Genomic DNA, 14066 nt, shown 5'->3' with positions numbered 1-14066 from the left:
CTCTTAGAAGCCCAAGCTTGATAATAAATCATCCACATCATCTTGTCCTGAGACAACATCATCACGAGATTCTTTATCAATAATTGGCCCTTCAGGGCCTGCAAGTGTATTTTCAGCAGGCGGTTTTTCAATGACTGCTGCGATTGTTTTTGTGTCGCTATCGTCTTGGCTGCCAAATGCTGTCAACAAGTGGATCAAGCTGTCTTCTACTTCTCTAACAAGCTCGATAACCCGACGGATCACTTGACCGGTTAAATCTTGAAAATCTTGTGCCATCAAGACATTGGTCATGAGCCCTTGCAACTCATCCGTTTTAGTTTGCGAACTATTCATGAACTTATCTAAGCTATGGCACAGTGTTTTAAATTCACCTAGCTCAATTTCACGGTTCATTAAACGATCCCAAGTGGGTTTAATGTCTGAAATGTCATCTGCAAGCTGTTGGGCAATGGGTAAACTTGCTTCTACGGCATCCATGGTTTTATTAGCAGCGTTTTCTGTCATTTCCATAACATAGTTAAGCCGCTGCTTAGCGTCGGGTAATGCATCTTTGGTCAAATCAGCTAAACGTGTATCAAGCTCAAAATTTTTCAACGCATCATGCAGCTGACGCGTAAGTTTGCCTACCTCGGCAAATAATTCTGATTGCTCTTTTGACGCCGCATCAATAATTAACTGATCAGCTTTATCTTGTTCACCATTTTCAAGGTAAACCACAAGCTGACGGGCTTGTTCTAAACTGATCTGAGGCGCAGCAGGTGCTGGCATAAGCCTCTCCTATTTATTTAACCTAAACGCTCAAACACTTTTTCCAATTTGGTTTTCAGTGTTGCAGCTGTAAATGGTTTAACGATATAGCCGTTAACACCAGCTTGTGCAGCAGCAACGATTTGTTCTTTTTTAGCTTCTGCTGTTACCATTAAAACAGGGATATGTTTCAGGCTGTCATCGGCTCTAATTGCGCGCAAGAGATCGATTCCTTGCATGCCAGGCATGTTCCAATCTGTTACTACAAAATCAAATTCTTGATTCTGCAACATCGGTAAAGCTGTTGAGCCGTCGTCAGCTTCTTGTACGTTTGTAAAACCCAAATCTCTTAACAGATTTTTGATAATACGTCTCATCGTCGAAAAATCATCAACAACAAGAATTTTCATGTTTTTATCCAAAACATCCTCCGGTGAGGTCTGAACCTATATTTACTTACTACTAATTTATCCAGTCATTGATTTTTGCTTTGAGCTTAATCATCGCCTGACCATGTATCTGACTCACACGCGATTCGCTTACATCGAGTATATGTCCAATCTCTTTTAAATTCATTTCATCGTTATAATACAGCGACAATACTAACCCATCTCGTTCAGGTAAAGATTGTATAGCTGTTAATAATGATTGATTAAAGCGTTCATTTTTAACGTTATTAAAGGGCTTGTCCAGTGCTAAATCATGCCCCACTGGGGTGATGGCATCTTCATCAACCCCTAAGTCTGCTATACCTAACACTTTACTTGAATTTACATCACTAAGAATATGATGGTACTCATCTAGCGTAATATCAAGTTTTTCAGCAACTTCACCGTCTTTAGGTTCTCTATTCAAGCTGCTTTCTAGCTCACTAATCGCTTCAGCGACTCTGCGGCTATTACGGTGTACTGAGCGTGGAGCCCAATCACCTCGGCGCATTTCATCCAGCATCGCACCACGGATACGAATGCCTGCAAAGGTTTCAAAGCTTGCCCCTTTAGTCGCATCAAAGTTCTTTGATGCTTCAATTAACCCTATCATTCCCGATTGAATCAAATCATCGAGTTGCACACTCGCGGGTAAACGAGCAATTAAATGACAAGCCACTTTTTTAACTAAAGAAGCATGTTGCTCAACAATCACATTTAAATTTTGTGTCGATTGATATCCCATCGCTTTATTCACCGATGCCGTCATAGTTAGCCGTTTACTAATTTTTCTATGAAAAATTCTAAATGACCAGATGGTTGATTAGGTATAGGCCATTTAACTGCTTTTGTCGCTAATGTTTTAAATGCGATTGCAGCAGGGGAACTTGGAAATAAATCAACAATCACTTTCTGGCGACGCGTTGCTTTACGCATATTTTCATCATACGGGACTGTTGCCACCAACTCCATTGAGACATCCAAAAAGCGATCCGTTACTTTTGAGAGCTTAGCAAATAGTTCGTGACCTTCACGCATACTGCGTACCATATTAGCCACGATTTTAAATTTATACACACCATGCTCGCGACTTAATACTTTAATGAGTGCATAAGCATCGGTGATTGAGGTTGGTTCATCGCATACTACTACCATGACATCTTGCGCTGCGCGCGAAAAACTTAACACCATGTCAGAAATACCGGCAGCAGTATCAACAATTAATATATCAAATTCGGTATTTAATTCGCTAAAAGCACGGATCAAACCAGCATGCTCAGAGGGAGAAAGTTCAACCATACTTTGTGAGCCAGACGTGGCGGGCACTATTTTTATGCCTGCAGGACCTTCTACCAAAATTTCGTCGAGTTCACATTCACCTGATAATACATGAGACAGGTTACGCTCTACTCGCAGCCCCAACATCACATCACAATTTGCCAAACCTAAATCGGCATCCAGTACTAATACTCGGTTTCCGAGCTGACCCAACGCAATCGCAGTATTTAGTGAGACGTTCGTTTTACCAACCCCACCTTTACCACCGGTGACAGCGATAACTTTAACGCCGTTATTATTGTTTTGACTCATTTTACGCAGGCCATTTGCTTGATCTAATACTGTGTTAATCATACATCCCTACTGTGCTTGACGCTACTGCTTGACGTCGTGAATGTTGCGCTTTTGTTCTTTTTAAATACAATTGTTCTGCTTTTTTTACTAATTTCTCTGCATTAGCAACCCGAATGTCCTCAGGAACGCGTTGACCGTTAGTAAGATACCCTATTGGGAGGCGATTTTGAATCGCTATGCTAATAATCTCACCTAAACTTAGCGATTCATCTAATTTAGTGAAAATACAGCCACTTAATTGTACTTTCTTAAAGTGTCTTACAGTCTCTTGCAATACGTTAATTTGTGCTGTGGCACTGAGCACCAAATAGTTACGAATATCGACACGTTGATTACGCATTAGCGTATTTAATTGCTCGGTTAAACGTAAATCACGTTGGCTCATTCCAGCCGTATCTATTAATACTAGACGCTTATTTCGTAAATGATATAAAACTTCTGCTAATTCATTGGCATCTTTCACTTGCTTTACACCACAGCCAATAATACGGCCATAAGTGGCTAGTTGCTCATAAGCGCCAATACGGTACGTATCAGTGGTAATAAGCGCAACTTTATCTGCGCCATATTTTTGTGCACCAAGGGCTGCAAGTTTAGCAACCGTAGTCGTTTTACCAACCCCTGTAGGACCAACAAGTGCATATACGCCGCCTTGGCGTAGTATTTCATTATTTGTAGTATGCATTTGGTTTTCAACCATTTGCAATAGCGCTTGCCATGCTTGCTGACGCGAAACATCATCGGGAATGAAACAGGCCATTTGCTCTGCAACTTCACTGTCGATACCCATTCCGACTAAACGATCGATCATACATGCGCGAGTTGGATCGCGACGCGCTAAGTCTTGTTGCATCAAGCCAGATACTTGATACTCAAGTAATTGACGCATCGCTGCCATTTCATCACGCATCGCGGCGATTTCATCTGTTTCGGCTACACTTTTTGTTGGCGTTGGAGTATCTAAATCGTCAAAACCACTTTCTATATCATCATCAAAACCTAAGCTATGAGCTTGCGTTTCTGGACGCGGTGCTGTCTCGCGACGAGTAAAGTCATTCTGTGCTTGTGGTTGATGGCGAGTTTGCTGTACTTGAGGTTGTTGCTGTGGCTGATACTGAGTTGATGTATCAATACTTGACTGGCTAAACATAGACGCAAGCTCAGGTGAGCGCGGACGAGGAGATTGGCGCTCTAATAATGCTTGTAGGCTGTCTGCGACCGGCGCTTGTGGCTCAGGCTGTGTACGTTGCGGCGCAGGTTTAACAAAGTTTGCACTTGTTGCTGCTTGCGCCGTTGTAGTTTGTGGCTGTACAGGTACTTTAGGGGCAGTTTTTTCATAATCAACCGCGGCCACAATTTCGACCCCATTAGCTAATTTTTTATTTGACATGATCACCGCATCTACACCGAGTTCATCTTTCACTTCTTTTAATGCGGTACGCATATCTTTAGCAAAAAAACGTTTTATTTTCATGGTTCAACCCCTTTAAAATCCGATTATTGGCCTACTGAGCTGACAATCTTGATCTGTCTTTCATCTGGTACCTCTTGGTAAGACATCACTCGCAATCCTGGAATGGTGTACTTAACAAAACGAGATAACACGGTGCGTAACATTCCTGACGTTAGCAATATAGAAGGTTCACCGGCCATTTCTTGATTTTGATGCGCTTCATTCAAAGATTGTTGAAGTCGCTCTGCAAGTCCTGGTTCTATTCCGGCTCCTTCGTCGCCTGCATTTTGAAGTGACTGATGCAACATCTGTTCCAACTCAGGTGCCAAGGTTATGACAGGGATTTCTGATGACATTCCAACCGCATCTTGAACAATTAGTCTGCGTAGTGAAATTCGCACTGCTGCGGTTAATACATCAGGGTCTTGGCTACGTGGGCCGTACTCAACTAAGGTTTGCACAATCGAGCGCATATCACGAATAGCAACGCCTTCATTTAATAAATTTTGCAATACTTTTACAATTACTGTTAGTGGTAAGGTATCTGGCACTAGCCCTTCAACCAAACGCGGATGACTTTTTGCCAACATATCAAGCAGGTTTTGTACTTCTTCATGACCCAGTAATAATGCCGCACTGTTAGTTAGTAATTGGCTAATATGGGTTGCCACAACGGTTGCAGAATCAACGACTGTATAACCAAGTGATTGCGCTTCATCTTTTTGCTCTGGCTTGATCCAAACTGCATCTAAACCAAAGGCAGGATCTTTTGTTTCAATTCCTTTGATTGGGCCAAACACTTGCCCTGGGTTTATCGCCAGTTCATCGCCATGCTTCAGTTCACCTTCCCCTGTTGATACACCCATCATGGTTATTCTGTAAGCGTTAGGATCAAGCTCTAGATTATCGCGAATATGCACCGGTGGTACTAAGAATCCTAGCTCTTGAGATAGTTTTTTACGTACTCCTTTGATCCGATTTAACAGCTCGCCACCTTGTGATTGATCAACCAATGGAATTAACCGATAACCAACTTCCAAACCAATGACATCCACTTGCTGAACATCATCCCAGCCAAGCTCTTTTTGCTCTTGCTTATTAGCAATACCAGTGCCTGTTGCACCGCCGTTAGCGGCTTCTGCTTCATTAGCTGCCGCATCTTTAAGTTTACTTTGTTGTGCGTAATAAGCTAAATATCCTAACAATGCGCCAAGGCTTAAAAATGCAAAATGTGGCATACCCGGCACTAACCCCATTACGATTAGAATACCTGAAGCAATAAATAAAGATTTTTCGTTACCGAGTTGTTTCTTGAATTGGTCGCCCATATTGAGCGATTCATTTTGACGAGTTACAACGATTGCTGTACCGATTGATAACAGTAATGATGGTAATTGTGCGACTAAGCCATCACCAATTGTCAGCAAGGTATACACTTCCATAGCGTTGCCAAAGCTTAAATCATGCTGGATCATGCCAACGAATAAGCCGCCAACAATATTGATGATCAGTATTACTATACCAGCAATCGCATCCCCTTTTACAAACTTACTTGCACCATCCATAGAGCCATAAAAGTCTGCTTCACGAGTGACTTCTTCACGGCGATCTCGTGCTTGCTCTGCACTAATAAAACCGGCATTCAAATCTGCATCAATGGCCATTTGTTTACCTGGCATTGCATCTAAGGTAAAGCGCGCTGAAACTTCAGAAATACGCCCTGCACCTTTGGTAATTACCACAAAGTTAATGATGATCAGGATTAAGAAAACAACGAGGCCAACTGCATAGTTGCCACCAATTACCACTGAACCAAACGCTTCGATTACTTTACCGGCAGCATCTCCACCGTTATGACCTTCTAGCAAAACCACCCGAGTACTCGCTACATTCAACGCCAAACGCATGATTGTTGCTATTAGTAATACTGCTGGGAACATCCCAAACTCAACCGGCTTCATGGTGTAGACTGTCACTAACAACACCACTAATGCTAAAGCTATATTAAACGAGAAAAGAATGTCGAGTAAAAATGGCGGTAACGGTAAAATCACCATGCCCAGTGCAGCAAGCACCAGCAAAGGTGTACCGACACCTTTTAAATACTCTTTTTTATCTTTATTAAGTTGTTGTAATACAGCTTTAAATTCCATGATTCTACAATTTCAAAAAATTGACACTACACGGAATTTGCAATAACTATTCCAAGTTATTAACTGCTGGTTGAATTAATACTTGTAAGCATCTGGGATAGGGAGTGTTTTATTCAATTTGGTAGGACGTTTGCCACGACCTTTTTGAAAACGTTTAAGCTGAAATACATAAGCTAAAACTTGTGCTACTGCGGTAAATAGTTGGTCAGGAATTTGCTCTCCAACTTCGCCAGTATGATACAGCGCTCGAGTTAACATGGGCGACTCAATAATGGGGACCTCGTTACCAATGGCTATTTTTCTAATTTGCATCGCCATTTCATCAACACCTTTTGCAACGACTATCGGCGCACCAGCACGCTCTGTATCGTACTTTAATGCCACGGAGTAATGCGTCGGGTTGGTAACAACCACATCGGCATCTGGCACATCCTGCATCATACGTCGCTGCGACATTTGTCTTTGTGTTTGCCTGATACGCGCTTTAATTTGTGGATCACCTTCTGAATTTTTATATTCATCTTTGACTTCTTGCAGAGTCATTTTTAATTCTTTGTGATGTTTATGACTTTGGTATGGCGCATCAATCGCAGCAATAATGGTTAAGGTACAGGTCAGCCCTAAAAACATCCAGGCGAGTATCTCTAAAGCATGAATGATATTTCCCGGCGCGCTTTCAATACTTAAATGAAGGATTTCATCAAAGAAGGTGTTGATTAAAAAAACGGCAAAGCCTGCAACAACGACAAACTTTAAAATCGATTTAACCAGTTCAACCCCAGCTTGGGGGCCAAGCATCCGCTTAATTCCTTTAGCTGGCGACATTTTACTGGCTTTGGGTGCAGCCGCCTGCCAACTAAAGTTAAAACCACCTAACAAGGTATTACCTATAATACCTGCCAGCACAATAATAAACACAAACATCGCCATCGGAAATACCAGCGCGTCGGCCACCGCTCCCCATACTGCAAACATTTTAGTGGTATCGTACGTTTCATTGCGGTCTAAGCTGAGCATGCGACCCATTATATTATACAGCCCCTTGCCAATCTCAGGTCCGTACAATAACAATGAAATAGCTGAAAAAATCAGCACAAACATAGTACCGAGCTCTTTGGATCGAGCTACTTGGCCTTTTTTCTTCGACTCATCAATTTTTTTCCCCGTGGGTTCTTCGGTTTTTTCTTGACCTGAATCTTCAGCCATCACGCTCTCCTATGGGGAACAACCAACTAAAGTGCACATTAACTCAATCATCTTTAACCATTGAAATTCAAATTGAGTAACAAAGTTACCTAAGGTTGCCCAAATAATGACTAAACCTGCAACTAAGGTAAACGGAAAACCGATTGAAAAAATATTTAACTGCGGTGCAGCGCGAGTCATCACACCAAACGACATATTAATCACCAGCATTGCAGTTAAAGGCGCCAAAGATAACACTAAGGCGGTAGTAAACATCCAGCCACCCCATGTCACTATGTCCCAATAATGATCAACCGCCCACCAATTACCATCGATTGGCAGCACTGCAAAACTATGCACTACCATTTGGATCATCATTAAGTGGCCATTAAATACAAAAAACAATAGCGTTGCTAGAATCAAATAAAACTGCCCAACAGCAGGCACACTCATACCATTAGAAGGATCAACAACTGAGGCAAAGCCAAGGCCAGTTTGCATTGCTAATATTTGTCCTGCTAACACAAAAGTATTCAACATTAGTACCGAGGCAAAACCTATTGCAACACCGATTAACATTTGTTGAATAACCACCAATATCATCTCAAAAGAGAATAAGTTATTAAAGGTCGCAGGCGGAAGTACTGGTACAGCTAAAAAGGTAATCATTACCGCTAGACCCATCTTGATCCGCGTAGGCACATTTTTGGCGCCCAGCCCAGCCATGATCATAAGCATCGAGCTGATCCGTACTAGTGGTAACAAAAAGTCACTCAGCCATTGAATAATGACTGAAAAAGGAAACTCCATACTAGCCTGCTATCTCTGGAATTATCAGCACTAAACGGGTGAAAAAATCCATTAATTCTTGGGTTAACCAATGCCCACCAACGATAAGCGCACTAATGGTAATCAATAGCCGCGGCAAGAAGCTTAATGTTTGTTCATTGATTGACGTTGCGGCCTGAAATACAGCTACAACTAAACCCACTAATAAGCCTGGTACCACAATTGCCGATACTAATTTAATAACTAAAAATAATGCATTACTGAGAATATCGACGAATATTTCTGGTTCCATGCTGCCCTCCTAGTCTTTGTAGGCAAAGTATTGTACTGCCATATCAAGTGCCTAAGCCAAAACTTTTAGCTAAAGTCCCCATCACTAAACTCCAGCCATCAACAAGTACAAACAGCATAATTTTAAATGGCATCGATACAATCATCGGCGAGAGCATCATCATACCCATGGCCATCAATACTGAAGCCACAACTAAGTCGACTATCAAAAATGGAATAAAAAACATAAAACCAATTATAAATGCGGTTTGTAATTCACTGGTTATAAATGCGGGGATCAAGACAATTAATGGTGTCGCTTCAGGTGAGTCTAACGTGTCATAACCGGCAATTTTAGCGAAAGTTTCTAAATCTTTAATGCGCACCTGTGAAAGCATGAATTCCTTCATCGGCTCTTTAGCTAGTTCAAGCGCTTGAATCGAGGTCACCTGCTCATTTAAATATGGCTCAATGGCTTGCTGATTCACTTTTTGATAAACCGGCGCCATTATAAAAATACTTAAAAATAGCGACATACCTAACAGTATTTGATTTGAGGGTGTTTGTTGCAAACCAATTGCTTGGCGTAAAATAGCCAGTACTACAATAATGCGAGTAAATGAGGTCATCATGATCACCGCAGCAGGTATAAAACTCAACGCGGTCATAATCGCCAGTACTTGCAAGGTTACAGAGTAATCTTGCGAGCCATCAGGGTTGGTTGTAATACTTAACGCTTCAATGCCTTCGGCGTTAACAGAGGGAATAAAAACGAATGCAAAAAGTATAAGCAGCCACTTAGTCATATTATTAATTCTTTTTAATGTGGTTAGTTTGTGGGTTTAATAGTTTGCCAAAACGTTGTGCAAGGGCTGGCAACTCTTTTTCTGTCAACGGGGTTTCTAATTTATGCAGGTAGTTAATACTGTGCGGCGTGACACCTAATAAATGCTGACAATTATCAATTTCGACGACCATTAATCGCTCTCGCGCACTGAGCGGTAAACTACGCACCACTTTAAATTCGTCGGTATTTGCTAAATTGGGGTTTAGTTTTTTAACCAAAAATGCCAGTACCACAATCAGTACTAGCACCATGATTAAAGACATGACCATTGAGAGTAAGTCACCCATAGGTGTCGCTGCGCTAGCTGCGGTTGATAAAAAAAGCCAACTGCTCATCGCAGCTTTTTGATCCGTTCAACTTGGCTGATCACATCAGTCAGGCGGATACCAAATTTATCATTAACTACCACCACTTCACCGTGCGCTATCAATGTACCATTAACTAATACATCCAATGGTTCACCAGCAACACGATCAAGCTCAACAACTGAACCTTGATTAAGCTGAAGTAAGTTACGAATATTGATTTTTGAACGCCCAACTTCCATCGAAATAGTTACTGGGATATCTAAAATTGTATCGAGTTTGCGTTTTTCTTCGCCACTCATTTCATGCCTAGTATCACTTAACTCGTCAAGTTCCGTTACTTTGGCGTCATCAGAACTATCAGTTCCTTCAGCTTCGGCTAAAGCTGCAGCCCATTCGTCCATTGTATCTTGGTCGTCACTCATACTATTAAACCTTTTAATTCTCTTACCAGTCTAAATCTACGCCTTCTGAAAGGTGTAGATCATCTTCTAGTTCTGCTAATTCCGCATCTGAATCAAGCTTTTTGCCACCTTTTGTAAAGACATGCAACTCTGATTTGACCGATTCAGGACGTTTAATTTTTTCACTAATTTGCAGCGCAACGTTATCACGAGAACGCCCCATTTTCGCCCTAAAGGTCGGCAGCTCTTCAACAAACACCGTTATGTGCTCTGGCATTTCCACCGGAATAATATCCCCTGCTTTAAGCTCCATAATTTGCGCTAAGCTTAAATCAACTTCAAGAAGTTGTGTTGATATTCCAACTTCAACATCCATAATTTCATCACGTAAGGCTTTGCTCCAACGTAAATCAGTGTCTTCTGTATCTGATTGCACACCGGCATCAAGAAGCTCACGAATAGGTTCAAGCATAGAGTACGGTAGGGCAACATGAAAATCCCCGCCCCCCCCATCAAGCTCTATATGAAAAGAGCTAATAACAACGACTTCAGTTGGGCTCACTATATTTGCCATTGCTGGGTTTACTTCTGAGTCAAGGTACTCAAAAGAGACATCCATCACGGGCGCCCAAGCTTCTTTATAATCTTCAAAGATTATTTTTAACAGCATTTGTACAATACGGCGCTCTGTAGGGGTAAACTCACGGCCCTCTATTTTGGCGTGATAACGTCCATCACCACCAAAAAAGTTATCTACCAAGATAAACACTAAACGCGCTTCCATAGTAATAAGACCAGTGCCTTTTAGTGGGCGAAAACGAACCATGTTTAAACTAGTGGGTACAAATAAGGTGTGAATGTATTCGCCAAATTTAAGCATTTGCACGCCATTAATCGACACTTCCGCAGTGCGGCGCATCATATTAAATAAGCTGATCCGCATGTGACGGGCAAAACGTTCGTTAACAATTTCCAGAGTCGGCATGCGGCCACGAACAATCCGGTCTTGTGATGAAAAGTCGTATTGCAGCGTATTACCGCTGCCATCATCACCGTCCTGTAGCTCCTCCTCTTCGACTTCATCGACACCATGCAACAGGGCATCGATTTCATCTTGGGATAATAAATCGCTCACGCTGACCCCTTATTGCATTACAAAGCCGGTAAACAACACCCGCTCGATTACTTTACTTCCCTCTACGTCCGTTAGCGCGGCTTGTACTTTATCAAGCGCTGCAACTCGGAGGGTTTCTTTGCCTTCGCTAGTGCCAAGTTCATCTGCGGTGGTAGTCGAAAACACTCCAAGCAATATATCTTCAATAAGTGGGATATGCTTTTTGGCCGTTTCTTCATTCACATCACCGCGCACTAATAATTGCACTTTTATTTGCACAATACGATCACGACTTGCGCCTGGTACGTTAAAAATAAAAGGTCGAGGCATTGCAACATATAAAGCACTGCCAACCTTTGCGCCACTGCCACTTGCCTCTGTAGTTTCAGTTGCAGATACAACCGATTCATCTGCAAGTGTTTCAGGAGCAGCATCGGAGCCTGACATCAAGAAAAAGCCAACTGCACCACCAATTACCAATACCGCAGCAATAATAATTATAACCAGCTTTTTTTTACTTTTACTGCCGTCTTCAATTTCTAAATTTGCTTCTTCAGCCATGCCGCTTTCCTTTATACCTTGATAGTAGCGATATTACGAGTGCCACCGCACACCATCAAGTTATTTATTTTTATAGTCTTACACCTCATATAATAGCAGGTGTTAGGCATAGTAATCTATTGCTGATGAAGATTGTTGCCCAGAGCCTCGAATTGGTTGCTGAGTTAATGCACTTTCCTCTTCATTTTGTTGCTGATTTGCCTGTTGACCACGGCCATTTTGTTGTCCGTCACCACCTGTATCACTTTGACTATTCCCTTGCTGGATACTACTTTCACCCAGTTCAATCCCCTGCTGTGCTAACATTTCCCGTAATCTCGGCATTGATTGCTCAAGGGCTTCTTTGGCTTGCTGATTTTGCACCACAAAGTTAATGTGAGCTTGTTCTGCATCGCTACGAATACGAATTTGCATACTGCCCATTTCTGGCGGATCAAGGCGTATTTCAGCTTCTTTATTGTTAATACTTAATAATGCACTCACTCGTTCTTGTAGTAACTTGGCAGCATCACTTTTCATGATATTCAACGCTTGCAGCACAGTTGGATCAATATTTACTTGTTTGATCTGTGATACAGGGCTCGCTTGCTGAGCGTGCATTACTTGCATATCAGCCAAAGCTTGTTGATAACGTTGCTCACTCTTCTCTACATCAGGGGCTGTCGCTGCTGCTGTGGTTAATCCGGTGATCTGGCCAAATAATTGATTTATACGAGTCAGTGAGTTATCTCGCACTTGGCTTTGCTCTGCTTTAATATTTTCAGCAAATTGCTCGCTTTTTAGAGCACTATCTTGCACTGCCAGTTTCACTTCCTGCTCTTTGCTTGCGGCCTTTATAAATTCATTTTGTGGCGCAGATACTTTATTTGTATCTAAAGTAGTGTTACGGCTTGTTGTAGTCGCTGTGGTTGCTAAATTATCTGTCATTGACTGAACGGTCAATTGAGCTTTTGATGCAATCAGTTTTTCAGTACTCTCTGGCTGGGCTAATTCAGCAATGACCTTATTGATCTGAGTTAATAAGGCCCCTTTGGGCTGCTCAGTGCTCACAAAATTTTGTAACTGCTGGCTTAATGCCTGCTTTTGCACAGGACTTAACAGCGCAATATCTTTACTTAATTGAGTTAGCTCTGCCGTATTCATAGTCGCAACGACCGCGCTAGGTTTTGCAACATCCTTGCTATTAAGCTCTACAAATTCAGCCAGCATTTGTTTCAAATCAGTTACGTTAGCCGTTGTAGCACCTTGTTGGCGAATGACATCAACCTGAGTTTGCAGCTGTTTTTGCTGTTCAGGTGTTAAGCTCGCCAATAATGGATTTTCATTTTTTTGTACAGTTGTCGTTGAGTTAAGTAGTACCTTGCTGATTTGCTCTAATGCAGTGCTGCTATTACTATGCTTTGACTGTTTAGCTGCTTTTGCTGGTACATCAGTTTGAGAGCTTGAGGCAACACCTTTAACCGTTTTAGCAGCAATTATTTGAGCTGCGTCATTGCCAACTTGTCCACTTTGTAACGTCGTTGGAGTAGCAACCGCTTGTTGGATTGTTGGCTGCATTGCCATTTCTTTATTTTGCGATGTCTCTTTTACTACTTGAATATCATTAATAACAGGAGGCACGGCATCATCAGTAGCAGGAGTGTCTGTATCAATAATAGGCGTGACACCATCGATTGGACGAGATCCATTGATAGTAACAAGCTTAGGATCTATTTTTTCTGCACTGTATTTACCTAACTTCGCAAGTAATTGAGAGTTTTCAACAGTTGGCGTACTATTTACTCGAGTGTCCGTATTATTAGCTGCCACTATTTGCGCAAGCATGGCATCGCCAGTCATCGTATCCTCATCACTATTGTCAGCAGGTATTTCTTGTGCTTTTTCAGCGACAACCTCGGCTTCATCTACAGGTGACTCAGCACCTATTAAATTGACCTTCACAGGTGTTTCCGCAATATTATTGGCACTTTGTAATTGGCTAAAAAAATCACTCTCTGCGCTTTCTTTATCTGCTACCGCACTACCTTTAGCACTGTCTTTTTTATTTAACTGAACATCCTGCTCCGTTGAGATAAACACTGAAAGATCACTAATAGCCATAATTCACCTAGAATAAAAGTGGCAATTTGCCGCCGCAGTTTGCCAGAATAAATACTTCTTACATTAAACAAGCAAATA

The 14066-nt window shown here is 41.8% G+C and carries 15 protein-coding genes; all 15 read right to left on the bottom strand.

The genetic code is table 11. The features are described 5' to 3' along the window. Positions 1 to 3: 3 nt before the first annotated feature. On the bottom strand, positions 4 to 768 hold the full coding sequence (locus HHO47_RS04890; protein ID WP_169019272.1) for a protein phosphatase CheZ: 765 nt from the start codon (positions 766 to 768) through the stop codon (positions 4 to 6). A 17-nt stretch (positions 769 to 785) separates the two neighbouring features. Then, entirely contained in the window at positions 786 to 1169 is a 384-nt protein-coding gene (gene cheY / locus HHO47_RS04885; RefSeq protein WP_016708035.1) for a chemotaxis response regulator CheY, read from the bottom strand. Positions 1170 to 1209: 40 nt separating this feature from the next. Then, positions 1210 to 1920, bottom strand: coding sequence for an RNA polymerase sigma factor FliA (locus HHO47_RS04880; protein WP_169019368.1), 711 nt, complete (start codon positions 1918 to 1920; stop codon positions 1210 to 1212). Positions 1921 to 1946: 26 nt separating this feature from the next. Then, the gene (locus HHO47_RS04875) at positions 1947 to 2807 is read right to left on the bottom strand and encodes a MinD/ParA family ATP-binding protein (protein ID WP_169019271.1); all 861 of its coding nucleotides are present in this window, start codon (positions 2805 to 2807) and stop codon (positions 1947 to 1949) included. Further along, positions 2800 to 4281, bottom strand: coding sequence for a flagellar biosynthesis protein FlhF (gene flhF, locus HHO47_RS04870; RefSeq protein ID WP_169019270.1), 1482 nt, complete (start codon positions 4279 to 4281; stop codon positions 2800 to 2802). The genes HHO47_RS04875 and flhF overlap by 8 nt, the downstream gene beginning before the upstream one ends. Positions 4282 to 4304: 23 nt before the next feature. Continuing rightward, a complete protein-coding gene (gene flhA, locus HHO47_RS04865) occupies positions 4305 to 6413 on the bottom strand; it encodes a flagellar biosynthesis protein FlhA (RefSeq protein WP_169019269.1) in 2109 nt (702 codons plus the stop codon). Between the two features lie 75 nt (positions 6414 to 6488). Continuing rightward, complete coding sequence (gene flhB, locus HHO47_RS04860) at positions 6489 to 7619, bottom strand: flagellar biosynthesis protein FlhB (protein WP_169019268.1); 1131 nt, start codon at positions 7617 to 7619, stop codon at positions 6489 to 6491. Between the two features lie 9 nt (positions 7620 to 7628). Next, on the bottom strand, positions 7629 to 8408 hold the full coding sequence (gene fliR, locus HHO47_RS04855; protein WP_169019267.1) for a flagellar biosynthetic protein FliR: 780 nt from the start codon (positions 8406 to 8408) through the stop codon (positions 7629 to 7631). Position 8409: 1 nt separating this feature from the next. Continuing rightward, complete coding sequence (fliQ, locus tag HHO47_RS04850; RefSeq protein ID WP_169019266.1) at positions 8410 to 8679, bottom strand: flagellar biosynthesis protein FliQ; 270 nt, start codon at positions 8677 to 8679, stop codon at positions 8410 to 8412. A gap of 43 nt (positions 8680 to 8722) precedes the next feature. Next, positions 8723 to 9463, bottom strand: coding sequence for a flagellar type III secretion system pore protein FliP (gene fliP, locus HHO47_RS04845; protein WP_169019265.1), 741 nt, complete (start codon positions 9461 to 9463; stop codon positions 8723 to 8725). 4 nt (positions 9464 to 9467) lie between these two features. Then, positions 9468 to 9839 carry a flagellar biosynthetic protein FliO gene (fliO, locus tag HHO47_RS04840; protein ID WP_169019264.1) on the bottom strand — a complete coding sequence of 124 codons (372 nt, stop codon included), beginning with the start codon at positions 9837 to 9839 and terminating at the stop codon, positions 9468 to 9470. After that, positions 9836 to 10234, bottom strand: a complete 399-nt coding sequence (gene fliN / locus HHO47_RS04835; RefSeq protein WP_169019263.1) for a flagellar motor switch protein FliN — start codon at positions 10232 to 10234, stop codon at positions 9836 to 9838. Before fliN ends, fliO begins: the two co-directional genes overlap by 4 nt. 22 nt (positions 10235 to 10256) lie before the next feature. After that, the gene (fliM, locus tag HHO47_RS04830) at positions 10257 to 11348 is read right to left on the bottom strand and encodes a flagellar motor switch protein FliM (RefSeq protein ID WP_169019262.1); all 1092 of its coding nucleotides are present in this window, start codon (positions 11346 to 11348) and stop codon (positions 10257 to 10259) included. Positions 11349 to 11357: 9 nt separating this feature from the next. Next, the gene (gene fliL / locus HHO47_RS04825; protein ID WP_169019261.1) at positions 11358 to 11888 is read right to left on the bottom strand and encodes a flagellar basal body-associated protein FliL; all 531 of its coding nucleotides are present in this window, start codon (positions 11886 to 11888) and stop codon (positions 11358 to 11360) included. 102 nt (positions 11889 to 11990) lie between these two features. Beyond that, positions 11991 to 13988: a flagellar hook-length control protein FliK gene (locus tag HHO47_RS04820; RefSeq protein ID WP_169019260.1), complete on the bottom strand. Its 1998-nt coding sequence runs from the start codon at positions 13986 to 13988 to the stop codon at positions 11991 to 11993. Positions 13989 to 14066 lie beyond the last annotated feature (78 nt).

Origin of the sequence: Pseudoalteromonas arctica (assembly GCF_012927645.1) — a bacterium.
Taxonomy (GTDB): domain Bacteria; phylum Pseudomonadota; class Gammaproteobacteria; order Enterobacterales; family Alteromonadaceae; genus Pseudoalteromonas; species Pseudoalteromonas arctica_A.
The sequence above is the reverse complement of the archived record's forward strand: the minus strand, read 5'-3'. Positions and strand labels throughout refer to the sequence as shown.